This window comes from Pseudomonas sp. BN411 (assembly GCF_029871235.1).
In the GTDB taxonomy this organism is placed as follows: domain Bacteria; phylum Pseudomonadota; class Gammaproteobacteria; order Pseudomonadales; family Pseudomonadaceae; genus Metapseudomonas.
The window spans coordinates 203,514-227,031 of record NZ_SSOM01000086.1; the positions used below are offsets into that span (position 1 = coordinate 203,514).

22 protein-coding genes are annotated in these 23,518 nt (G+C 64.4%); 10 read left to right on the forward strand and 12 right to left on the reverse strand.

Annotation, left to right across the window (positions count from 1 at the left end; genetic code table 11):
- Positions 1-32 precede the first annotated feature (32 nt).
- The 3 genes from E8F06_RS29140 (at position 33) to E8F06_RS29150 (ending at position 4,346) form a co-directional block, all read left to right on the forward strand.
- Entirely contained in the window at positions 33-1,226 is a 1,194-nt protein-coding gene (locus E8F06_RS29140) for an osmoprotectant NAGGN system M42 family peptidase (protein WP_280372615.1), read from the forward strand.
- 63 nt (positions 1,227-1,289) lie between these two features.
- Positions 1,290-4,067: a hybrid sensor histidine kinase/response regulator gene (locus tag E8F06_RS29145; protein ID WP_280372616.1), complete on the forward strand. Its 2,778-nt coding sequence runs from the start codon at positions 1,290-1,292 to the stop codon at positions 4,065-4,067.
- A gap of 48 nt (positions 4,068-4,115) precedes the next feature.
- The gene (locus tag E8F06_RS29150; protein WP_151132205.1) at positions 4,116-4,346 is read left to right on the forward strand and encodes a YheU family protein; all 231 of its coding nucleotides are present in this window, start codon (positions 4,116-4,118) and stop codon (positions 4,344-4,346) included.
- A gap of 197 nt (positions 4,347-4,543) precedes the next feature.
- On the opposite strand, the gene E8F06_RS29155 is transcribed toward E8F06_RS29150, so the two are convergent.
- A complete protein-coding gene (locus tag E8F06_RS29155; protein WP_280372617.1) occupies positions 4,544-6,013 on the reverse strand; it encodes a multiheme c-type cytochrome in 1,470 nt (489 codons plus the stop codon).
- An 831-nt stretch (positions 6,014-6,844) separates the two neighbouring features.
- Here E8F06_RS29155 and E8F06_RS29160 point away from each other — a divergent pair.
- Entirely contained in the window at positions 6,845-7,237 is a 393-nt protein-coding gene (locus E8F06_RS29160; protein ID WP_280372618.1) for a hypothetical protein, read from the forward strand.
- Here E8F06_RS29160 and cls read toward each other — a convergent pair.
- The 6 genes from cls to E8F06_RS29190 form a co-directional block, all read right to left on the reverse strand.
- Positions 7,234-8,628, reverse strand: a complete 1,395-nt coding sequence (cls, locus tag E8F06_RS29165) for a cardiolipin synthase (RefSeq protein WP_280372619.1) — start codon at positions 8,626-8,628, stop codon at positions 7,234-7,236. The genes E8F06_RS29160 and cls overlap by 4 nt on opposite strands.
- 138 nt (positions 8,629-8,766) lie before the next feature.
- The gene (locus tag E8F06_RS29170) at positions 8,767-9,099 is read right to left on the reverse strand and encodes a YnfA family protein (RefSeq protein WP_280372620.1); all 333 of its coding nucleotides are present in this window, start codon (positions 9,097-9,099) and stop codon (positions 8,767-8,769) included.
- A gap of 41 nt (positions 9,100-9,140) precedes the next feature.
- Positions 9,141-9,569: a hypothetical protein gene (locus E8F06_RS29175; protein ID WP_190827545.1), complete on the reverse strand. Its 429-nt coding sequence runs from the start codon at positions 9,567-9,569 to the stop codon at positions 9,141-9,143.
- Between the two features lie 75 nt (positions 9,570-9,644).
- Positions 9,645-10,799 carry an MFS transporter gene (locus tag E8F06_RS29180; protein ID WP_280372621.1) on the reverse strand — a complete coding sequence of 385 codons (1,155 nt, stop codon included), beginning with the start codon at positions 10,797-10,799 and terminating at the stop codon, positions 9,645-9,647.
- A gap of 112 nt (positions 10,800-10,911) precedes the next feature.
- Positions 10,912-11,718 carry an SDR family oxidoreductase gene (locus E8F06_RS29185; protein WP_280372622.1) on the reverse strand — a complete coding sequence of 269 codons (807 nt, stop codon included), beginning with the start codon at positions 11,716-11,718 and terminating at the stop codon, positions 10,912-10,914.
- A gap of 104 nt (positions 11,719-11,822) precedes the next feature.
- Positions 11,823-12,191: a DUF2784 domain-containing protein gene (locus E8F06_RS29190; RefSeq protein WP_280372623.1), complete on the reverse strand. Its 369-nt coding sequence runs from the start codon at positions 12,189-12,191 to the stop codon at positions 11,823-11,825.
- A gap of 138 nt (positions 12,192-12,329) precedes the next feature.
- Between E8F06_RS29190 and E8F06_RS29195 the strand changes: the two genes are divergently transcribed.
- Positions 12,330-12,482, forward strand: coding sequence for a DUF3309 family protein (locus tag E8F06_RS29195; RefSeq protein WP_280372648.1), 153 nt, complete (start codon positions 12,330-12,332; stop codon positions 12,480-12,482).
- 567 nt (positions 12,483-13,049) lie between these two features.
- Here the strand turns inward: E8F06_RS29195 and E8F06_RS29200 are convergent.
- Together E8F06_RS29200 and E8F06_RS29205 are read right to left on the reverse strand one after the other, a co-directional pair.
- The gene (locus E8F06_RS29200; protein ID WP_280372624.1) at positions 13,050-14,708 is read right to left on the reverse strand and encodes a cation acetate symporter; all 1,659 of its coding nucleotides are present in this window, start codon (positions 14,706-14,708) and stop codon (positions 13,050-13,052) included.
- Entirely contained in the window at positions 14,708-15,016 is a 309-nt protein-coding gene (locus E8F06_RS29205) for a DUF485 domain-containing protein (protein ID WP_190827537.1), read from the reverse strand. The genes E8F06_RS29200 and E8F06_RS29205 overlap by 1 nt, the downstream gene beginning before the upstream one ends.
- Positions 15,017-15,240: 224 nt before the next feature.
- Between E8F06_RS29205 and E8F06_RS29210 the strand changes: the two genes are divergently transcribed.
- Together E8F06_RS29210 and E8F06_RS29215 are read left to right on the forward strand one after the other, a co-directional pair.
- Entirely contained in the window at positions 15,241-15,465 is a 225-nt protein-coding gene (locus E8F06_RS29210; RefSeq protein ID WP_190827536.1) for a DUF2061 domain-containing protein, read from the forward strand.
- 297 nt (positions 15,466-15,762) lie between these two features.
- Entirely contained in the window at positions 15,763-17,313 is a 1,551-nt protein-coding gene (locus tag E8F06_RS29215) for a glycosyl hydrolase family 17 protein (RefSeq protein WP_280372625.1), read from the forward strand.
- Between the two features lie 134 nt (positions 17,314-17,447).
- On the opposite strand, the gene E8F06_RS29220 is transcribed toward E8F06_RS29215, so the two are convergent.
- Positions 17,448-17,831, reverse strand: coding sequence for a hypothetical protein (locus E8F06_RS29220; RefSeq protein ID WP_280372626.1), 384 nt, complete (start codon positions 17,829-17,831; stop codon positions 17,448-17,450).
- 266 nt (positions 17,832-18,097) lie between these two features.
- Here E8F06_RS29220 and E8F06_RS29225 point away from each other — a divergent pair, with 266 nt between their 5' ends.
- From E8F06_RS29225 to E8F06_RS29235, 3 genes are all read left to right on the forward strand, one after another.
- Positions 18,098-19,393, forward strand: coding sequence for an alpha/beta fold hydrolase (locus tag E8F06_RS29225; RefSeq protein WP_280372627.1), 1,296 nt, complete (start codon positions 18,098-18,100; stop codon positions 19,391-19,393).
- Positions 19,386-20,150 carry a VacJ family lipoprotein gene (locus tag E8F06_RS29230; RefSeq protein WP_280372628.1) on the forward strand — a complete coding sequence of 255 codons (765 nt, stop codon included), beginning with the start codon at positions 19,386-19,388 and terminating at the stop codon, positions 20,148-20,150. Before E8F06_RS29225 ends, E8F06_RS29230 begins: the two co-directional genes overlap by 8 nt.
- A 225-nt stretch (positions 20,151-20,375) precedes the next feature.
- The gene (locus E8F06_RS29235) at positions 20,376-21,221 is read left to right on the forward strand and encodes a pirin family protein (protein ID WP_280372629.1); all 846 of its coding nucleotides are present in this window, start codon (positions 20,376-20,378) and stop codon (positions 21,219-21,221) included.
- A 111-nt stretch (positions 21,222-21,332) separates the two neighbouring features.
- Here E8F06_RS29235 and E8F06_RS29240 read toward each other — a convergent pair whose 3' ends face one another.
- Both E8F06_RS29240 and E8F06_RS29245 read right to left on the reverse strand, forming a co-directional pair.
- The gene (locus E8F06_RS29240) at positions 21,333-22,541 is read right to left on the reverse strand and encodes a patatin-like phospholipase family protein (RefSeq protein ID WP_190827529.1); all 1,209 of its coding nucleotides are present in this window, start codon (positions 22,539-22,541) and stop codon (positions 21,333-21,335) included.
- A 37-nt stretch (positions 22,542-22,578) separates the two neighbouring features.
- A complete protein-coding gene (locus E8F06_RS29245; RefSeq protein ID WP_280372630.1) occupies positions 22,579-23,499 on the reverse strand; it encodes a lipid A biosynthesis lauroyl acyltransferase in 921 nt (306 codons plus the stop codon).
- Positions 23,500-23,518 lie beyond the last annotated feature (19 nt).

Here is a 23,518-nt window from a genome sequence, read left to right on the forward strand (position 1 = left end):
CCAAGTCCCAAGGTCCACGCCAAGGAGATGCCATGAGCCAGAGACTTCCCGAGCCCGATCTCACCTACCTGCAAAGGGTGCTGCTGGAAATGCTCGCCATTCCCAGCCCCACCGGTTTCACCGACACCATCGTGCGCTACGTCGCCGAGCGGCTGGACGAGATCGGCATCCCCTATGAACTGACCCGGCGCGGCACCATCCGCGCCACGGTCAAGGGCACGCAAAGCAGCCCGGACCGCGCGATGTCGGCGCACCTGGACACCATTGGCGCCATCGTCCGCGAGATCAAGGACAACGGCCGCCTGGGCCTGGCGCCGGTGGGCTGCTGGTCCAGCCGCTTCGCTGAAGGCAGCCGCGTCAGCCTGTTCGGGGACAACCGGGTACTGCGCGGCAGCGTGCTGCCCCTGCTGGCGTCGGGGCACGCCTTCAACACCCAGGTGGACAACCTGCCCATCAGCTGGGACCACGTGGAACTTCGCCTGGACGCCTACAGCACCACCCGCGCCGACTGCGAGACCCTGGGGGTTTCAGTGGGAGACTTCGTCGCCTTCGACCCGTTGCCGGAATTCACCGAGAGCGGCCACATCAGTGCCCGCCATCTGGACGACAAGGCTGGCGTCGCCGCCCTGCTCACCGCCCTCAAGGGCATTGCCGATGCGCGCCTGGTGCCGCCCATCGACTGTCATCCGTTGTTCACCATCACCGAGGAGATCGGTTCCGGCTCGGCCGCCGCGCTGCCCTGGGACGTCAGCGAGTTCGTCGGCATCGACATCGCCCCGGTCGCCCCCGGCCAGCTCTCCAGCGAGCACGCCGTGACCGTGGCCATGCAGGACTCCGGCGGCCCCTACGACTTCCACCTGTCGCGGCACCTGCTGCGCCTGGCCGAAGCCAACGCCATCCCGCTGCGCCGCGACCTGTTCCGCTACTACCACAGCGATGCCCAGTCGGCGGTCACCGCCGGCCACGACATCCGCACCGCCCTGCTGGCCTTCGGCTGCGACGCCACCCACGGCTACGAACGCACCCATATCGACAGCCTGGAAGCCCTGACCCGCCTGATCGGCGCCTACCTGATGAGCCCGCCGGTGTTCGCCTCCGACGCGGTCACCAGCCAGCAGTCCCTGGAACCGTTCAGCCATCAGCTGGAGCATGACGCGCAGATGGAGAGCGAGACGCGCGTCCCGACCGTGGAAAGTCTTGTGGGAAAGGGTGAAGGCAGCCCTTGAAGGTCGAACCCGCTAGGAGCAAAGTGCCATCCAGGGATGCAATAACAACACGGGTGGTCACCCATGCTTCACCTTTCAGGCTGTGTGAAAACTGTCGCACTCGGTCTGGTCCTTCTCATGTTCTGGCTGTGCCGGCCCGCCTTCGCCCAGGAGGCGGCGCCGCTCGACCAGGACCAGTTGCGCCTTGCGCTTGGCCACTGGGTCAGTTACCTCGAAGACCCCAAGGGCGAACTCAGCCTGGAGCAGGTGCGCAAACTCCCCGATCCCGCTTTCCAGAAGGTCAGGGGCGAACAGCCCAACATGGGCAAGAACAGATCGGTCTGGTGGTTCAAGGTACGCCTGGACAATAGCCGTCCCCGGGCACTGGATGGTTACCTGGAAGCCAACTACCCGCTGCTGGACAACATCCGCCTCTACTACCTCACCCCTGACGGCCGGGTGCAGGCACAGGAAACCGGCGATCACTTCGCCTTCTCGCAGCGCCCGGTACAGGTGCGCAACTTCTGGTTCCCCCTGCGCGTGGAGCCGGGACAGAGCACGCTGATCCTGCGGGTGGAGAGCACCAGCACCCTCTTCGTGCCGCTGGTATTCAGCACCTTTGACGCCAGCGCCGCCGCCCAGGAGAACCTCATGGGGTTCAACGGGGCCTTCTATGGCGTGCTCTTCGCCATGTTCTTCTACAACCTGTTCCTCTACCTGTCGCTGCGCGAGCGGGCCTACCTCTGGTACCTGGCCTACAACCTCAACGTCGGCCTGCTCGCCGCCTGCTTCGACGGCATGCTGTTCAAGTTGCTGCCCGACCATGTGGGGCTGCAGTCGGTAGCGATCTACATCTTCATGTACCTGCACTGCCTTACGGCCCTGCAGTTCAGCCGCCACTTCCTCCACACCGGCCTGCACTTCCCACGACTGGACCGCGTGCTGCGCGGCCTGATGCTGGCGACCCTGGTGGCGCTGCTCTGCGCTCCGGTGATCGGCCTGCAGAACTGGAACATCCTCGCCAGCCTGACGGTGTCGGGCATTTCCGCCTTCCTCCTGCTCACCGGGCTCTATGTCTGGCGCAAGGGGCTGCGTTACGGCTCCTACTACACCCTGGCCTGGGGCGTGTTGCTGTTCGCCTTCATCCAGACCACCACTGGCTCCCTGGGCATTGAAGTGCTGGGCCTGTACGGCGCCACGGTGGTGAAGATCGGCGTCACCATCGAGCTGATCACCCTGTCCATTGGACTGGCCGACCGCATCAACACCCTCAAGGAAGAAGGCTTCCGCTCACGCCAGGCCGCCGAGCAGGCGCACTTCGAGAACCAGGCAAAGAGCCGCTTCCTGGCCACGATGAGCCACGAGATCCGCACGCCGCTGAACGGTGTGCTGGGCATGCTGCAATTGCTCAAGGAAACATCGCTGGATCGCAGCCAGCGCTTCTACGTGGACACCATCTCCAGCTCGGGCACCGCGCTGATGGCGGTGATCAACGACATCCTCGACTTCGCCCGCATCGAGTCCGGCAAGCTGGAGCTGGAACACATCGAGTTCGACCTGGAAGACCTGGTGTCGGAAACCCTCGGCCTGTTCACCGCCCAGGCCATCGGAAAGCGCCTGGGCCTGCACCTGAGCCTGGATGCCGGGGTGCCACGGCGCGTCCAGGGCGACCCGACACGGCTCAAGCAAGTGCTGATGAACCTGCTGGGCAATGCCCTCAAGTTCACCGCCGAAGGCCACGTGACCCTCAACCTCGCCCTGCGTCGCAATTCCGAGGGCAAGCCCCACCTGGTGTTCAGCGTCATCGATAGCGGCATCGGCATCCGTCCCGAGGCCCTGGCCCAGCTGTTCGACTCCTTCGCCCAGGGCGACTCCAGCACCACCCGCCGCTATGGTGGCAGCGGCCTGGGCCTGGCCATCAGCAAGGAGCTGGTGGAAATGATGGGCGGACGCATCGAGGTGCAGAGCACGCTCAACCAGGGAACCCGCTTCAGCTTCGACATTCCGCTGCAACCGGGCGAATTCCAGACCGACGACCTGAGCCAGTTGCTGGGGGGCCGCACCGCCCTGCTCGCCTGCCAGGACACGCTCGGCCTGGATGCCCTTGGCCGCCTGCTCGGCCGCTGGGGCATGCGCTGCGAACGCTGCCAGGATCCGGAAAGGCTGATCGACCAACTGGAAGACTTCGCCGTGCCACCCCTGCTGGTGATCCAGGCGCCCTGGCCGGGCGACCCGGAGCGCTGGGTGGACAAGCTGCGGCCACACCTGGAACACGGCCAGCGGGTGATGCTGATCTGCCCGCCGGAGTCCTGCCTGAACCTGCCAGCCGGCGCTGGCCTGCGCCTGCGCGCCACCGCCCAGCCGCTGACCCTGGCGCTGTTGCGCGACACGCTGCAGGAGCTGTATCGCGAACGCCGCCTGGAGGAACGTACCCAGCAACAGGAAGAGCGGCGCCGGGTGAGCGCCACGCCCTGCATCCTGGTGGCGGAAGACAACCCGGTGAACCAGATGGTGGTCCAGGGCTTCCTCAAGAAGCGCGGTTACCTGGTGCGCACCGTGGCCAACGGCCTGGCGGCGGTGGACGAATACCAGCGCGACCCGGAGGGCATCCAGTTGATCCTGATGGACTGCGAGATGCCGGAAATGGACGGCTTCGAAGCGACCCGGCAGATCCGTCGGCTGGAGCGCAATCGCAACTGGCCGCCGGTGCCCATCGTCGCGCTGACCGCGCATATCCTCGAAGAACATCGCCAGGCCGGAGCTGCCGCCGGCATGGACGACTTCCTCGGCAAACCCCTGGACAGTGCCCTGCTGTTCAGCACCCTGGAACGCTTCATCCAACGCCAGAGCGTGGACGGATGACGACGCGGGCCGGCGGAGTTAGCATGCCGCCCCCGCTGGAGACCCCCGATGCTCATCCCCTTTGACTTGCTCGAAGCTGAAACCCTGACCCGCTTGATCGAAGACTTCGTCACCCGCGAAGGCACCGACAATGGCGACGACACCCCGCTGGAAACCCGCGTCGAACGGGTACGCCGTGCCCTGCAGAAAGGCGAGGCGGTCATCGTCTACGACCCTGATAGCCAGCTGTGCCAGCTGATGCGCAAGATGGACGTGCCCAAGGAGTGGCTGGAGGAGTAGCGCTGTAGGGGCGGATTCATTGGCTGTGCCTGCATCAAATGTTGCAAGTAGCCGCATTGCCCGTAGGAGCTGGCTTGCCAACGAATGGCCCCTTTTCGCTAGCAAGCTAGCTCCTACAAGGCTCCTGGACCGATTGGTGATTTCCGCAGACACAGCGAATTCATTCGCCAAGGGCCGCGCAGCTGCCCTCTGAGAACTCACAACTTCGCCGCCTGCACGGCTGCACCCAACGGCAGGCTGCGTTCCACCTGCCCCATCCGCGTCACTTCCACCTTCAGCTTGCCCGTGCCCAGCAGGTAATCCACCAGCCGCTGCGGGAAGGGCCAGTAATTCAGTTCCGCCGTCAGAGTGATGGGGCCTACGGCATCCTTCGGTACCTCGAAGGTGAATTCGCGAACGTCATAACCCTTGGGCAGAAGGCGGTTGTCCGAAAGGATCTGGGTGGCATTCCAGACCTCGATGTCCAGTTCCTTGCCGTCCTTGTCCCCCAGATGGACCTTGAAGTTGCGGGTATCAGGTTCGGTGGCGCCATCCTTGATCGCACCCAGCCGGTAGATCTCGTGTCCGGCCCCGTCCACCACACGGAAATCGATCCACACCTCGCGTCCCTCGGGGAATCCGGTGGGCAACTTGTGCCCGGCACCGACGTTGGCGACCTTCACCCGCACCGATACCTCCTGGCCCGGCACCAGGTGATCCGGCATCGATTCGAAGCTGATCTCGGCGGCCCTGGCCAACTGGTCCCGTGCGCGCTGCGCCGCCTCTTCCTGCCCCAGGTACGACAGCACCGCCGCGTTGGCCCCGGTGAACCAGTGAGAGGCCACATCGGCACGGTCCGGCCCCATCACTGCCGCCTTGCCGGCGAATCCCGGCATGTGGCAGCTCTGGCAGGTCTGGCCGTTGAAGCCGTAGGGACTCTCGAGCCATTCGTCGTAGGTACGTTCGACCGCCACGGTGCTGAACGGGTGGGTCACGTTGTGGCAGGTGGCGCAGAAATCCGAGCGGGTATGCAGGCCCGAGTAGACCGTATCGTGGTAGGGGGACACCGCATCGCTGCGAGGGCCGAACTTGGTCGGCCGGCCGTTGGCGCGCGGACTGAGCACATAGGCGCCATTGTCCAGTCCGGTACGCGCGTTGATGTTGTGGCAGGTCTCGCAGTCCACCCCCGGCATCGGGTTGTGCACGGCGGTGAACTCCACCGGGGCGCGATTGATCGTCGAATTGATCTGGCCGGTGGTCAGGCCGATGGGGGTATGGCAGCCGGTGCAGAAATTATCCACCCGCCCCTCGGTGGCCTCGCTGGCATGCCTGAGCAGGGCCCGGTAGATCGGTTCCTCCCAGGATTGGGACATCATCGAGGTCCGCCACTGTCGATAGATCTCGGTGTGGCAGGCGCCGCAGACCTGGGCGTCATCGAAGTCCGCGACATTCAGCAGGGTGTTGTTCGGTGTGTTCGCCCGGTGAGGAAAGAACGGCAGGCCTTGCTTGTTCTCCAGCAGCCTGGAACGCGCCGGCTCCAGCCACTTGTCGTTCGACGGGGGCGTCTCGGCGACGGCGGCGAGGCTCGCCAGCCAGGACAGAAGCAGGCACGTGAGCAGCCAGGAAAGCAGGCGTCCGGACGGGACAGGAAGACGTGAAGTCGAGAACTTCTTTGCCGTATTGCCCATTTCGCCACCCACCTTCATCGAAGCCGATGAGAAGGCGCACGAACTCTGCAGAATAACGGCAACAACCGTCTCTTTCAGCGCCTTTTTGCCGAATTTCACCCAGCTCCCCCGCTCTTGGGGGAAGTAAGTCAGTAGTAGATGGAGGTCAGTGCAGCGTCAAAGGCATGACTTCGGCAGAGAACGACCAAACGGACCCCTTATCCGGATGATTTGTATGGATTTAGTTGGAACGAGGGACGACGCGGCAGGCGATGAAGCGGCGATTCTTCCGTACCAGCGACAGGGTGGCAGGCCAAGATCGACAGGCACAAAAAAGGCCGCCACGGGGCGACCTAAACAAAGCACAGAGCACCAATAGACTCTGGAGTCAGAGTGTAGTTGCTCCGCTACAAAATGATGACAGCGCATCGAAAAACAACAGGCATTTCGTCGGCAAATGCGTCGAACTAACGCGCAACCGCTCTATCTCGCGGTTTCTTCTTGCGTCGCAAACCGAGATTCGTCGACAAGGTGTCATCAGGCACGTGCCGAGATCCCATTTCCAGCCGGAAGTAAGAAATTTCGTACGGTTCTTCGACCTTGAGCGCCTACAAAAGCCCTCGCTAGAGTCCACGACCGTCGCGGTAGGAACCGCGACCGGGAGTCGCAACCCGAACAACGCAAGGCGCGTCCAACCTGGATTGCAATCGCAATATGGTGGGCCGTGCAGGGAAGGCTTAGGCCTTGCCGGGTTTTCCTCGCGTAACCGGTTTGCGACCCCTGCACGGCCCGCCGCCCTTCCATGTCGTGACGGCAAGGTGCGGCTCCTCTAGAACGCGAGGACGCAAGGATATGCACTGCCCACACTCCATACAGACATCCATTGGCACCCTCGGCCTTCTTCCCCTGCGAAGAAGCCCGAACACCGACTTCACCCCGCTCCCGCCTTCGTCCCAGCCGTACGGGGACGTCCTTTTCATCAACGTTCGCGCCCCCTCGGCCCACCTGTTCGAAGCCGCCAACCAGCGCGTTGCCGCCCTGGCTGACCTGCTGCGAATCCTGGAGTCCGGCAGCGACAACGCGATGGCTCAGGAAACAGCCCGGCTCGCCTCGGCCCTCGGCATGCTGCTGGCCGATGCCCAGGCATTGCACGAAGCGGCCTACCAGCGCTCGCGTGAGGAAGAACACGCAGCCGGCAATCATTGCGCAACCGAAGCCAACTCCCCTTCCGAATCCCCTGCCTAGAGCCAGTATTCCCAGGCGCGCCCGATCCGTTCACTGACGCGGGCGCGCGCGGGGCGGCGCTGCCACTTCTCCAGGGTGAGTTCATCGGATCCATCCACATCTTCCAGGAACGCCTCGCGCATCCGCCCGCCGAATTCCGCCCCCAGCACCACCACATTGACCTCCTGGTTATGCAGGAAGCTGCGCCAATCGAGATTGGTTGAACCCACGGTGGACCACACGCCATCGATCACCCCGGCCTTCACGTGGAGCAACGCGTCACGGCGTTCATAAACCCGTACCCCGGCCTCCAGCAATTCGCGGTAGTAGGCCCGCCCGGCATGGAACACCAGCCAGGAATCGGTACTGCTGGGCACCACCAGGCGCACGTCCACGCCACGCTTCACGGCGGCCTTGAGTGCATCGAGCAGTTGCGGATCGGGCACGAAATAGGCACTGGTCAGCCAGATTTCACTCTGCGCGCTGTGCAGGGCGGAGATGAGCGTGGCGTAGATCTGGCTGTAGGGCTCGTCCGGCGAGCTGCCGATGGCCCGGACCACATCATTGCCCTTGCGCTCCAGGGGCGGGAAGTAATGACGGGCCACCAGTCCACCGCCTTTCTGCCGGCTCCAGGTCGTGATGAAGAGCTTCTGCAGATCGGCCACCACCGGCCCTTCGATGCGCAGGTCGGTATCGCGCCAGGGCAGTTCACGGCGCGGCCGCCCCTGGCGGCTCGAACCGAAGGAGCCGCTGGAATAAACCCCGCTGATGTTCACTCCACCGAGAATGGCGATACGCCCGTCGACAATCAGCAGCTTGCGATGGTCGCGCTGGTTCAACTGCCAGCCCGACCTGGCGGTCAAGGGATTGACCGGATTGAACTCCACCAGCCGGATACCCGATTCACGCAACCTGGTGAAGAAGGCAGGCGACGTGCCGAGAGTACCGACACTGTCGTAGATCAGGTTGACCTGCACGCCGCTACGCTGCTTGGCGATCAGGGCGTTGGCGAAGCGCTCCCCCACCTCGTCCCCTTCGAGGATGTAGGTTTCCATGTTGATGTGGTCACGCGCGCTTTCGATGGCCGCGAACATCGCCGCGTAGGTCTCGGGGCCGTCCTGCAGCAGATCGACCTTGTTGCCTGCGGTGAGCGGGCTGCCCACCAGGGACTCTTCGACCGCCAGGTGCAGGTCGAAGATATTGGTCTGCATGCCGGAGGCCTTGAGCCGGTCCAGGATCGCCTGGCTGTGCGACTCGGAAAGCGGGCCATGGGCGCCATCCAGCTGCACCGGGGCGGCCGGAGAATGGAGCATGTCGGGATTGATGCGGGGCAGCGAGCTGCAGGCCAGGAGGAGCGTCGAATAGAGCGCCACCAGGACACGCGCCACGGTCCCTGATGACGGCAGGTTCATCCAGCATCCTCCTGCACGGGGGAGGTTCGATGCCCAAAAAGGCGTATCAGCCGCTTCTACGTCTGCCTTCCGGGCTGCCTTGTCGATTTCGACAGCGGGCCATCTGGAAAGGTTGAGGGAAAATTCACCGGCCGGCCGTCAGCTTGGAGAGAAGCGCGGCCCCAGCAGGATCACGGTGGCACCCAGGACGCACAGGGCCGCGCCCAGCCAGTCACTGGCCAGCGGCCGGGCGCGCTCGACGACGCCCAGCCAGAACAGCGAGGCGACAATGTAGATGCCGCCATAGGCCGCATAGGCGCGTCCCGCATAGGCCGCTTCCACGCGGGTCAGCAACAGGGCGAAGAGGGTCAGGCTGAGCAGGCCGGGGACGATCCACCAGGCACTCTTGCCCATCCGCAGCCAGAGCCAGAAGGCGTAGCAGCCGCCGATTTCAAAGAGCGCGGCGAGGAAGAACCAGAGGTAATTGAGCATCGATGTTTCCCTTCAGGGTGGAGCGGCCGGTGACTCTGGTGTCAGCCGTGCACGCCGCCTTCGCGTTCCCAGGCGCAGCGCACCCGCAGATTATCTTCCTGGGGGCTGTGGAAGCCCTGCTCGCTTTCCCAGCGGAAGGTGTGGATGCCGTTGAGCTCGGTTTCCAGGTGAACCACCGCGCTGCTCCAGTAGAGCTGCCTCAGCAGGGCTTCGAATGCCTTCACCCAGAGGCTCCATTCGTACTCCACCGCCGGATAGCTCGCGCCGAAGTGAATCACCTGGGTACGGAAGACGCCCTCGCCCGGTTGCTCGCAGCAGGAGAACATCTCACGGCCGAGAAAGGGCCAGGCCTCGCCGCTGGGCAGGCTGTCCAGCACACGGCGATTGGTTTCGCGGCGCAGCCGGTGCTCCTGATCGTCGAGCGACGGCCAGTCGCGGATGCAGCCATAGACGATGGATTCGGACTCCACGCGGGCACTCCAGTAAAACAGTGGCAGCCTTCTAACACAGGACTGCCACGGGAGAAAGGAAATGCGTCGAAGTCCTCAACGGCGCTTGAGCCCGAGCACCCAGGCCAGCACGCACATGACCAGCGCAAGGCCCGTGATGACCATGAAAGGCGCCTGGTAGCTGCCCGCCAGGTCGCGGCCTAAACCGGCCAGGATCGGGGCGAAACTGGCCATGCCGTATCCGGCGAACAGCATCATCGCGGTCCAGCGGCTCACTGCCAGCGGCGTGTGCGCCTCATAGAGCGGCAGCACCAGGGACAGGGCGAAGGAGCCACTGAGTCCAAGCCCCAGCAGCGATGCCCAGACTTCCGGCAGCAAGGTCGGCTGGAAGCAGATCATCCCCAGGCAGACGCTGCTGATCAGACCGCACACCAGCAGTAACTGGTAGCGGTTGTCGAAACGCTGGGCCAGCCAGGGCAGCACGAAGGCGCTGGGCAGGCCCACCAGCATGAAGAGGCTGAACAGGCTGTTGCTGTGCAACAGGCTGAGACCGGCTTCGTGGTAGCGGGCCACCAGCCAGGTGGTCAGCGCATAGAACAGGCCAGCCTGGAGGGCGAAGAACGCGGTGATCAGCCAGGCTCGCGACTCCCCCCAGGGCAGGCCGCCCTGCCCGGCTTCGCTGGCGGATTCGGCGCGATTGGGCATGCGCAGCCAGAGCAGCAATGCGAGAAACGCCGGCACGGACCAGAAGGCCAGGCCGAGGTGCCATTGGTCCCCGAGCAGTTGGGTCACCGGAGGCGTCAGCACCGCGCCGGCGGCACCGCCTATGGTCATGCTCAGGGAGTACCAGGCGACCACTCGCCCGACCTGGTCGTGGAAGTGGCGCTTGATGAAACCGGACAGCAGCGGCCCGGCAACCGCGATGCCCGCGCCCATGGCCACGGCGCTGCCGATCAGCACAGTGCTGGCGTGACTGCCCAGGCGGGCCAGCAGGGCGACACCGATCAGGCCCAGGCAGAAGGTGATCACCCGCTCCAGGCCGAAGCGCACGGCCAGACGCGGCGCCAGGGGCGCCAGCAACCCCATGCAGAGCACGGGCAAGGCCGTGGTCAGGCTGATCAGACTGCGGCTCAGCGCCAGCTCGTGGGCGATGCGTTCGATCAGGGGAGCGAGAGAGGTGATGCCGGGCCGCAGGTTGATCGCGGCGAGCACCAGCGCCAGCATCAGCAGCGCGCGGGACAGGGGTTTCACGGTGGGTCCATCCGGATAGGCAGTCAGGCCGGGGGAGCAACCCTACTCCCCCGGTCCGCGGCCGGGCAACCCCGGACGGCGCCGAACCTGACCGATCGGACAGCCAGTTTTCTCAAGCGCGGTTCTTGGCCCTCATCTTCGCCGCCATGCTGGCCATCTCGTCGTAGAGCGCCTGCGGGTTCTTCTGCTTCACGGCCCAGGCCATGCGGCCCTGCTCGTGGGGCAGGATCATGAAGGTGCCGGCGGCCACTTCCTGGAAGATGTAGTCGGCGATATCGGACGCGGTGATCGGCGAGCTCTCCAGCAGCTTGCCCACCTGCTGCTTCATGGCCGGGGTCGGCCCACGGAAGGAGTCCAGCAGGTTGGTCTGGAAGAAGGACGGGCAAACCACGTGCACACCCACACCCTCCTCCTTGAGCTCGATCAGCAGGCTTTCGGACAGGGCGACCACGCCCGCCTTGGCGACGTTGTAGTTGCTCATCGCCGGGCCCTGCATCAGCGCAGCCATGGAGGCGACGTTGATGATCCGTCCCTTGCTCTTCTGCAGCAGCGGCAGGAAGGCCTTGCAGCCCTTGACCACGCCCATCAGGTTGATCGCGATCTGCCAGTCCCAGTCCTCCAGGGACAGCTCTTCGAAGAAGCCGCCCGAGGCGACGCCGGCGTTATTGACGATGATGTCGATGCCGCCGAGCTTCTCTTCGCAGGCCTGGGCAAAAGCGGTGAGCTGGCTGTAGTCACGGACGTCGCAGCGCTGGGTGAAACCATCGCCACCGGCCTCGCGGACCAGCTTGAGGGTTTCCGCCAGGCCGGCTTCGCTGACGTCGGACAGGGCCAGCTTCCAGCCCTCGCGTGCCCAGCGCAGGGCGATTTCGCGACCGAGCCCGGAACCAGCGCCGGTGATCATGATGCGGTTTTGCATGGTGAGGTGCCTTTCTGCTTGTGCGGTAGATGAGCCGCAGTGTAGCCAAGGCCATAGTCCCGCCACCCGTGAATCACGGCGCTGAATGATGGGGGCAAACGCCGCTAGCGGCGCTGCATCAGCCGCCTCGCCAACAGTCCGTACGGCACCAGGTTGATCAGCAGCACGAAGGCTCCGAGCCAGAGCTGGATACCCGGCGTCAGCCCCGCCGGGTAGATCAGCGGCACCAGGTAATGCTCGATGAAGCCGCCGCTGTAGCCCTCCTCCCCCGCCACCCGGCGCAGGTGGTTCTCCAGGGGCGTGAGGGGGCAGATCAGGTGGAGCAGCTCCACCGTCGCGCCCCAGGCCACCGCCGGCAGGTGCAGCAGGGCCAGGCGCGGCCACTTCAACACCAGCAGCCCGCCCAGTACTACAAAGAGAATGAAGGCCAGGTGCAGCAGCAGTACGGCATCGGCGGCGATCCGGTAGGTCATGAGCGGGTGTCCATGGGGTCGTTTTCCTTGAACCATCGCGGAAGAGGGTCAGTCGGTAACTACAGGCATGGTCAATGCGCCATCAAGCCTATCGACCGTGCCGGGGCCTTCACCAGCCACCGAGGAATCGCGCCCATGATCACCATTCTGCTGCTCGTCATTCTGATCCTGCTGCTGATTGGCGGCCTGCCGGTCTTCCCTCACTCCCGCCACTGGGGTTATGGACCGTCGAGCACGGTTGGGCTGCTGTTGGTCATTGTGGTGGTTCTGATAGCGGTGGGGAGGATTTGAAGGCGACGGGAAGCTGAAATCAGGTGCGGGCTGGGAGATTGATCGCCCAGCTCATTATCGAGTGGGCTGCGGTTTTCTGTTTCGCCTCCCGGCGAGTCTCTTTTGGCGGTCGTCGGAATGCCGCACCACCCAAAAGAAACCAAAAGGGCTTGCCCCTGCATCCGGCCCCGGCTGCGCCGGGGTTCCCTCCCTCCATCGTCGTTCCGGGGGCACGGCGAGAGGGGCCATCCATGGCCCCACACGCCTCTCGCGGCATCCATGCCGCTCGTCCCCCTCCACAACGATTCCGCTCGGCCTCCTGACGGGGCGGTGCCGCTGCCCCACCTCTTCTGTGCGGTTCAGGCCCCGTGTGGGCTTCAGGATTGATTTGGCCTCGTCGGCGCGAGTCACCCCTCTCCCTTTTAGGGAGAGGGGCCGGGGGTGAGGGGTGGGGCAGCCGGCACGGAGTTCGACGAGTGCCATCACACGAGTTTGCCAATCCGATCTGCGCCCCCAGTAATGCTGGGCCAGCCAAACAAAAAGGGCGGCCCGAAGGCCGCCCAATAGTTACAGGGGAAGGAGTGTGGATCAGTGGGCTACCGCACCGCTGGCACCCAGACCAGTCTGGGAGCGCACGAACTGCGGGTAGAAACGTGCACGCTCTTCGTCCGCGGCAGTCGACTTGTCGGTGATCGAGAAGAACCAGATACCAACGAAGGCAACGATGATGGAGAACAGCGCCGGGTACTCGTAGGGGTAGACCGGAGTGGCATGGCCGAGGATCTGCACCCAGATGGTCGGGCCGAGGATCATCAGACCCACTGCGGTGACCAGGCCCAGCCAGCCGCCGATCATGGCGCCACGGGTGGTCAGCTTCTTCCAGTACATGGAGAGGATCAGTACCGGGAAGTTGCAGCTGGCCGCGATGGAGAATGCCAGGCCCACCATGAAGGCGATGTTCTGCTTCTCGAACAGGATGCCGAGGCCGATGGCCACAAAGCCCAGGCACACGGTGGTGATCTTCGATACGCGCAGCTCGTCCTTCTCGCTCGCCTTGCCCTTCTTGACCACGGAAGCGTAGAGGTCGTGGGACACAGCCGAGGCACCAGCCAGGGTCAGGCCGGCGACCACCGCCAGGATGGTGGCGAAGGCCACGGCGGAGATGAAGCCCAGGAACAGGCTGCCGCCCACGGCGTTGGCCAGGTGTACGGCGGCCATGTTGTTGCCACCCAGCAGGGCGCCGGTGGCGTCCTTGAAGGCCGGGTTGGTGCTGACCAGCAGGATTGCGCCGAAGCCGATGATGAAGGTCAGGATGTAGAAGTAGCCGATGAAACCAGTGGCGTAGAACACCGACTTGCGGGCTTCCTTGGCGTCACTCACGGTGAAGAAGCGCATCAGGATGTGCGGCAGGCCAGCGGTACCGAACATCAGGGCCAGGCCGAGGGAGATGGCGGAGATCGGGTCTTTCACCAGGCCGCCGGGGCTCATGATGGCCTCGCCTTTCGGGTGAACCTTGATGGCTTCGCTGAACAGGGTGCTGATGTCGAAGTTGACGTGCTTGAGCACCATGATCGCCATGAAGGAAGCGCCGGAGAGCAGCAGCACGGCCTTGATGATCTGTACCCAGGTGGTGGCCAGCATGCCGCCGAACAGCACGTAGAGCACCATCAGGATGCCGACCAGGACCACGGCCACGTGGTAGTTCAGGCCGAACAGCAGCTCGATCAGCTTGCCGGCACCGACCATCTGGGCGATCAGGTAGAAAGCCACCACCACCAGCGAGCCGCTGGCAGACAGGGTGCGGATTTCCTTCTGCTTCAGGCGATAGGACGCCACGTCGGCGAAGGTGTACTTGCCGAGGTTGCGCAGGCGTTCAGCGATCAGGAACAGGATCACCGGCCAGCCCACGAGGAAGCCGATGGAGTAGATCAGGCCGTCGTAGCCGGAAGTGAATACCAGGGCGGAAATACCCAGGAAGGACGCGGCGGACATGTAGTCGCCGGCAATCGCCAGGCCGTTCTGGAAGCCGGTGATGCTGCCGCCAGCGGTGTAGAAGTCGGCAGCCGACTTGCTGCGCTTGGAGGCCCAGTAGGTGATGTAAAGGGTGGCGCCGACGAAGGCGATGAACATGACGATGGCCGAGGCGTTCAGCGGCTGGCGCTGGACATCACCCTCGATGGCACCGGCGGCCCAGAGTGCGGGCGCCACGACCATCAGGCCGAGCACGGCAAGGATGCGCGCGATCATTACTGGACCTCCTTGAGGATTTCCTGATTCAGACGGTCGAACTCGCCGTTGGCGCGGCGGACGTAGACGCCGGTCAGCACGAAGGCCGACAGGATCAGACCGACACCGATCGGGATACCCCAGGTGACGGGAGAGTCAGGGTTGATGCGGGTGCCGAGCAGTTGCGGCTCGAAGGCGATCAGGAGAATGAAGGCCAGATAGAGGCCGAGCATGATGGCAGAAAGTATCCAGGCGAAGCGCTCTCGCTTGGAAACCAGTTCCTGGAAGCGCGGATTCTCCTGAATCCGCTTGTAAGTGCTGTCGTTCATTGTTTTTGTCCTCCACAGCGCGGGTTGCGGGTGAAGTCAACAATAGAACGGCCGTGCAAGCGCAACAGACGACCTTAGTCGTACTTCTGGGCGTTCTCGACCAAGGTCGCAGGACATTCATAAAGCCAAACTATCAGACCTATCGCAGCTGAACATTTCCCTGTATCGAGCGGCGGGCCTAACCTCTGCACATCGAATAATCATTCTCATTAACGAGGTGCGCCATGCTCAAGACCGTGACCTTCACCCTCATGCACTTCTGCATTGCCTTCAGCGTGGCCTACGCCCTGACTGGCAGCATCACGGTCGGCGGCTTGGTGGCGGCGGTGGAACCGCTGTGCAACTCGGTGGGTTTCTACTTCCACGAGAAGATCTGGAAGCGCTTCGAGAAGGCGGACAAGCCAGCGCAAGAGATTCCGAAACATGCCTGGCTGCACCACCACGCCTGAGACGACGATCTGCTGCGCGTCGGAATAACTGCGTTGAAAAAGGCTTCGGAAAGCCGCTTGCGGCTAACGTGCTTCAGCACGGCCCGGAGGGCGAGCGAAGTGAGTACTGCTCATTTACAGTCGTAAACTCCGCGTCCTCAGCCTTTTTCGCCTTGTTCTTCTCTAGCTCGCGAGATCGTGAAGAACTTCTAATCAACGTGAAATCCCCCGTACGGATTTTCCGCTGCGGGCCGTAGGAGCGATGAGGGCTAATCCGCTAAGATGCGCGGCTTTGCCCTCACGCAAGCACGCCCGAACATGAGTCAGAACGCCCGTTTCCCTGCACTCCCCTATCTGCTGTCCTTCCTGGTCGCAGTGGTCGCCCTCGCCGGCCTCTGGTACGGCCTCGGCAAGCCGGTGATCCTGCCGGATGCCGCAACCCCCACCCACAAGCTGCAGTGCGCGTCCTACAGCCCCTTCGACAAGGACCAGTCGCCGTTCGACCAGCCCTTCGTGCTGCGCCCTGAACGCATGGACGCCGACCTTGCCCTGCTGGCGACCCGCTTCCACTGCGTGCGCACCTACTCCATGACCGGCCTGGAAGCCATTCCGGAGCTGGCCCGCAAGCACGGCCTGAAGCTGATGCTGGGTGCCTGGGTGAACGGCAATCCGGTGGATACCCAGAAGGAGATCGACGCCCTGATCAAGGCCGCCAACGCCAACCCGGACGTAGTGCAGTCGGTGATCGTGGGTAACGAGACCCTGCTGCGCAAGGAAGTCACTGGCGCGCAACTGGCCAGCCTGATCGGGCAGGTCAAGGCGCAAGTGAAGCAGCCGGTCACCTACGCGGACGTCTGGGAGTTCTGGCTGCGCCATCCGGAAGTGGCACCGGCCGTGGACTTCCTCACCATCCACCTGCTGCCCTACTGGGAGGACGACCCTGCCGGTATCGACCAGGCCCTGCGCCATGTCGGCGAGATCCGCCAGGTGTTTGGCAACAAGTTCGCGCCCAAGGACATTTTCATCGGCGAAACCGGTTGGCCCAGCGAAGGCCGCCAGCGTGAAACCGCCGTACCGAGCCGGGTCAACGAGGCGAAGTTCATCCGTGGCTTCGTCGCCATGGCCGAGGAGAACGGCTGGGGCTACAACCTGATCGAAGCCTTCGACCAGCCCTGGAAGCGCGCCAGCGAAGGCGCGGTGGGCGGCTACTGGGGCCTGTTCGATGCCGATCGCCAGGAGAAAGGCGTGCTGGCCGGTCCGGTCACCAACCTGCCCTACTGGCCCCTGTGGCTGGGCGTTTCCGGCCTGATCTTCCTGGCCACCCTGGTGCTCGCCGGCCGCCCTGCCTCGACTCGCGCCGCCCTGGTGCTGCCGCTGCTGGCCGCCGTTGGCGCTGGCTGCATCGGCCTCTGGGGCGAGTTGGCGCGGGTCACCAGCCGCTTCGTCGGCGAGTGGGCCTGGGCCGCCTTCCTGGTCGGTCTCAACCTGATCGTCCTGGCCCACGGTGCCCTGGCGCTGTCCGCCCGTGGCGGCGTGCGCAGCCGCCTGTACGACTGGCTGGAAACCCGTGGCGGCTGGTGGCTGTGCGCCTCCGGCTTCGCCGGTGCGGTGCTGATGCTGGCCCTGGTGTTCGACGCCCGCTACCGCAGCTTCCCCAGCGCCGCCCTGCTGCTGCCGGCACTGGTCTACCTGTTCCGCCCGGTCGCCGCGCCGCGCCGCGAAATCGCCCTGATGGCGGTGCTGATCGGCGCCGGCATCGTGCCGCAGCTGTACGAGGAAACCCTCGGCAACGTCCAGGCCATCGGCTGGGCTGCCGTGAGCACCCTGCTCCTGGCCGCCCTGTGGCGTAGCCTGCGGGTTCGCGCGTAAAGGCGTAGGCCTCGCCCTGCGCACCGGAAACTCCGCGCAGGGTTCCCGGTGCGCGCAGCGCACCCTACAAAGCAGATTCGCCAGACACAAAAAAGGACGCTCCAAGCGTCCTTTTTTGTTGCCTGCTACCTGGATCAGGCGCTGATCGGTACCGGCTCCGGCTGGCGGCGCACCAGGCGCAAGCCGGCGATGACGCAGGCGAACACGGCGAGGCTGGCGGTGTAGAGCACCAGGGCCGGCAGGGCGAACAACAGAGCCAACAGAGCCAGGCTCCAGCCGGCGCGACCGGGAATGACGAAGGCCGCCACGGAGGCAACCAGGCCGACCCAGGCAATGACGCGGAAGTGGATCAGCAGGCCCAGGCCGGCACGAACCTGGCATTCCCAGCGTTGCGCTTCGTCGACGCACAGGCCGACCCACTGGCCGTCCTCCATCAGGGCGAAGCGGACCCCGTAGCTGGCAGCCAGCCAGAGCGGCAGCAGGATCAGCAGCAGGATGAGGGACGAACGGCTGGACATGGTTCTCTCCGAATGGGTAAGCGGCGCCAAGGATACCCCCCCGTCCGAGCGATGCAAGAACCTTACAACGATCCGCAACAACCTGGCCTGACGTACGGACCGCACTTGCAATACTTGCAGTTGTCATAGCCTCGGTATTCACTCATGACGTTCTCTTATAAGGAACGCGGCCCGGCCGCCCTGATGGGCAGGACCGGTGGAGTGGCTGGAGCCCGCCCATGACTTCGGGCGAAGGCCTCCGCAGAAACTGAACAGGGACCCCTCCTATGCTCCGTCTAAGCCTCGCCGCCCTACTGGGCAGCCTGACCTTCTGTGCCCACGTGTTGGCCGCAGACCTGGATGCCGCCAGCTACGGTTTTCCGATCACCAACCCCTTTGAGGCGACCATCGCCACCACGCCGCCGGACCTGCGCAGCGCGGTGCCGGCGGACGACGACATCGACCAGGCCGACTACGACCTGAAACTGCGCCCGGAACGTGAAAGCGCCCTGCCCGACAACTTCTGGTCGGTGAAGAAGCTGCGCTACCGCCTCGCGCAGCAGAAAGGCCCGGCGCCACTGGTGTTCGTCATTGCCGGCACCGGCGGCCACTACGCCAGTACCCACGCGGAGAATCTCAAGAAGCTGTTCTACGGCGCCGGCTACCACGTGGTGCAGCTCTCCTCGCCCACCAGCTACGACTTCATGGCCAGTGCCTCCCGCCATGCAACGCCCGGACTCACGGCCGAGGATGCCGATGATCTCTACCGCGTGATGCAGGCCGTGCGCGCCCAGCATCCGGGCCTGGAGGTCACCGACTTCTACCTCACCGGATACAGCCTGGGCGCCCTGGAAGCCGCCTTCGTCAGTCATCTGGACGAAACCCGCCGCAGCTTCAACTTCAAGCGCGTGCTGCTGCTCAATCCGCCGGTGAACCTCTACACCTCGGTCACCAACCTCGACCGCCTGGTGCAGACCCGCGTGAAGGGCGTCGACGACACCACCACCTTCTACCAGGTGGTGCTCGGCAAATTGACCCGTTACTTCCAGCAGAAGGGCTACATCGACCTCAACGACGCCCTGCTCTTCGACTTCCAGGAGTCCAAACAGCGGCTCTCCAATGAACAGATGGCGATGCTGATCGGCACGTCCTTCCGCTTCTCTTCCTCGGACATCGCCTTCACCTCGGACCTGATCAACCATCGCGGCCTGATCACTCCGGTGAAGTACCCCATCAACGAAGGCACCAGCCTGACGCCCTTCTACAAGCGCGCCCTGCAGTGCGACTTCGATTGCTACATCACCGAGCAGCTGATCCCCTACTGGCGCGCCCGCTTCGACGGCGGCAGCCTGACCCAGCTGATCAACCAGGTCAGCCTCTATGCCCTGGAGGACTACCTCAAGGACAGCAGCAAGATCGCGGTGATGCACAACGCCGACGATCTCATCCTCGGCCCCGGTGACCTCGGTTTCCTGCGCCGCGCCATGGGCGACCGCCTGACCGTGTACCCGCACGGCGGGCACTGCGGCAACCTCAACTACCGCGTCAACGGCGACGCCATGCTGGAGTTCTTCCGTGGCTAAGAAAGCACTCTTCATCGCCCTGCTGCTGACCAGTGGCCTGGCTGTGGCCCAGGAGCCCGACCAGGACGGTTTCACCCAACCGCTGAAGGACCTGAAATTCAACCCCGGCCTGGACCAGCGCGAGTTCGAGCGCTCCACCCTGGACGCGCTGAGCGTGTACGACCCCTACGAGTCCTGGAACCGTCGGGTCTACCACTTCAACTACCGTTTCGACGAATGGGTGTTCCTGCCTGTGGTGCGTGGCTACCGCTATGTCACGCCGGGCTTCTTACGCAGCGGCGTGAGCAATTTCTTCAGCAACCTGGGCGATGTCCCCAACCTGCTGAACAGCGCGCTGCAGCTCAAGGGCCAGCGCTCCATGGAAATCACCGGCCGCCTGCTGCTGAACACCACCATCGGCGTCGTCGGCCTCTGGGACCCGGCCACGCGCATGGGGCTCCCCAAGCAGACCGAGGACTTCGGCCAGACCCTCGGCTACTACGGCGTCACCGATGGCCCCTACCTGATGCTGCCGATCCTCGGCCCATCCAACCTGCGGGATACCGGCGGACTGGTGGTGGACTACGTCGCCGACTACCAGATCAACTTCCTGAACGTGCCGGAAGTCGCCAGCAACCACCCGGAAATCACCGCGCTACGCATGGTGGACAAGCGCTACACCACCAATTTCCGCTACGGCCAGCTCAACACCCCGTTCGAGTACGAGAAGCTGCGCTACGTCTATACCCAGTCGCGCAGGTTGCAGATTGCCGAGTAAGGCCACCGGCCTCGGCATTTGTAGGGGCGAATTCATTCGCCAAGGGCGGCGAAGCTGCCCCTTCGCCACGTCACGCCGAACCTCCGGTCCGGTTTGGCGAATGAATTCGCCCCTACAGAGAAGCCAATAGATCGATAAACAAGATAGAAAACAAGAAAAAACACGCACCATTCATTCAATTCATAGGCGTAGCATCCCGCTCATTCCAACCTTGAGGAGGTTCAGATGAGCTACCGCCAGATTCTCGAACAACGCCCCGGCCAGCCCGCGTCCGACGGTGCCGGCGTCAACCTGACCCGCGTCTTCGCTGAGCAGGGCGTACCGCGCTTCGACCCCTTCCTGATGCTCGACGAGTTCGGCTCGGCCAACCCCGACGACTACGTCGCCGGCTTTCCGCCGCACCCGCATCGCGGCTTCGAAACCATCACCTACATGATCGAAGGGCGCATGCGCCACGAGGACCACCTGGGCAACAGCGGCCTGCTGCAGAACGGCGGCGTGCAATGGATGACCGCCGCACGCGGGATCATCCACAGCGAAATGCCGGAGCAGGAAGAAGGTGTGATGCGTGGCTTCCAGATCTGGCTGAACCTGCCGGGCAAGGACAAGATGGGCGACCCCGGCTACCGCGACTTCGACCCGGCGGAAATTCCGCGGGTCCGCACGGCCGAAGGCGTCGAGGCACTGGTGATCGCCGGCCGCTTCGACGATGGCCAGGTCACCCGCGATGGCGCCGTGCAGCGCCCGCACAGCGAGCCGCACATCTTCGACCTCGACCTGCCCGCTGGCAGCCGGGTATCGCCGCAACTGGCCGACGGCCTGCGGGTGATGCTCTATGTCTACGAAGGCAACGTGCACCTGAACGGCCACGCCATCGGCAAGGGACGGCTGGTGCGCCTCTCCGAACAGGGTGCCCTGGAGCTGGCCAGCGATGACGGTGCCAAGGTCCTGCTGCTGGCGGGTCGCCCGTTGGGTGAACCCATCGTCCAGTACGGCCCCTTCGTGATGAATACCCGCGAGGAGATCGAGCAGGCGCTGAGGGACTACCGGGATGGCCGTTTCGGCGTATGACACCTTGGCCGGGCTGAACGTTGGTCGTTACGCAGGGTGGGTCACGCTTCACCGACCCACCATCTGCGTCACGCCGGGCTCCGCTGGTGGACGTAGCGAGCGACGTCCACCCTACGGCTGGAGAGCCGGAACGATGTGGGGATAGACCGGGGCCATCTCCAGGCCGAGGAAGCGCTGCAACTCGGCGCGCTTGGCCATGGCGTCCTGGTAACCCAGCTCGATCAGTTCGTTGCAGTATCCAGGCTCGAACAGCAGATAACTGAGTACCCCCGCCCCACTCGCCCGGGTCGCCCCCGGACCGCGCAGGAAGGTGCGGATGGCGCGGGGCATCTCGCGGCGGTGGCGAGCGGCGATTTCATCCAGTGGCCGGCTCGGCGAGATCACCAGCACCTCCACCTGCTCCGAACTCAGATGGCGTGGCCGCAATTCGGGCGGGATGGCCCGGCTCATCCGATTGATCCGCTCCAGCAGTTCGATGTCGCTTTCCAGGTTGTCGATGAAGGTGCTGTTCAGCAGATGCCCGCTGATCTGCGCCAGGGTCGGCGGACGGCCGCCCTGGGGTTGCGCCATTTCCTGGCTGGGGTTCATGCCCAGCGGGTTGCCGCTCACACCCACCACCAGTACCCGATTGGCGCCCAGGTGCAATGCCGGACTGATGGGCGCCGTCTGGCGTACCGCACCGTCGCCGAAATATTCGCGCCCCATGCGTACTGCGGGGAACAGCAGGGGAATCGCCGCGCTGGCCATCAGGTGCTCGACACTCAGACGGGTCGGCACACCGACACGGCGGTGGCGATACCAGGGATCGATGGTGGCGCGGCCCTGGTAGAAGGTCACCGCCTGGCCGGTCTCGTACCCGAAGGCGGTCACGGCCACGGCACGCAGTTGGCGGGTGCGGACGGCGGCGGAGATGCCGGTGAAGTCCAGCTCGCGGGTCAGCAACTCTCGCAGGGGAGCGTTGTCCAGCAGCGCCACAGGGATATCACGGCCCAGTCCGAGCAGGCTGTGACCGAAGAATCGCGAACTCTGGCGGATCACGCCGGGCCAGTCGCTGCGGTAGACCTCTCCGCAATGAAAGCCTTGCCAGACGCTGTTGAGACGACGGACAGCCTGACTGAAGTGCAATGCACCGCAGGCCAGGCCAACGGCATTCACCGCACCGGCGGAGGTGCCGACGATGACCGGAAAAGGGTTGCAGGCGGCATCTGGCAGCAGGTCCGCAATGGCGCCCAGCACCCCGACCTGATAAGCCGCCCGCGAACCGCCACCGGAAAGGATCAGCCCGGTAACGGGCTTCTGGGTGGCGGTGCTGGCATCCATGGACTGCTCTCCGGGCGGGATTCCCCGATTATAGGTTTCAGTAAAGCTTCGGCGCGCCTTCGGGCCGGGTCTTGAAGCGACGGTGGGCCCAGAGGTACTGCTCGGGGCATTCACGCACCGCACCTTCCACCCACTGGTTGACGCGCAGGCAATCGGCTTCCTCGGTGTCGCCGGGGAAATCGGACAGCGGCGGATGAATCACCAGCCGGTAGCCGGAACCATCCTCCAGGCGACGCTGGGTGAAGGGCAGGACGATGGCACGGCCCAGACGGGCGAACTTGGTGGTGGCAGTGACGGTGGCAGCCTCGATGCCGAACAGCGGCACGAAGATGCTCTGCTTGCGGCCGTAGTCCTGGTCCGGCGCGTACCAGATGGCGCGACCGGCGCGCAGCACCTTGAGCATGGCGCGCACGTCCTCGCGTTCGATGGCGGTGGCATCCAGGTTGTGGCGCTCGCGGCCACGGCGCTGGATGAAATCGAACACGGCGTTCTTGTGCTCACGGTACATGCCGTCGATGGTGTGCACCTGCCCGAGCAGCGCGGCGCCGATCTCCAACGTGGTGAAATGCACGGCCATGAGGATCACCCCCTGGCCTTCGGCCTGGGCCTTCTGCAGGTGTTCCAGGCCTTCTATATGGGAAAGCTGTGCCAGACGCGCCTTGGGCCACCACCAGCTCATGGCCATCTCGAAGAAGGCGATACCGGTGGAGGCGAAGTTTTCCCTCAGCAGGCGCTCACGCTCGCGGCTGGAGAGCTCGGGAAAGCACAGCTCCAGATTGCGCCGGGCGATCTTGCGCCGCGAACCAGCCACCGTCAGCATCAGCGCCCCCAGTGCACGCCCCAGCCCCAGTTGCACCCGGTACGGCAGCAGGGTGATCAGCCAGAGCAGGCCCAGCCCCAGCCACAGCGCCCAAAAGCGCGGGTGAAGGAACTGTGGGCGAAATTGAGGTCTATCCATCTCTGAATCCGCTTGAGCG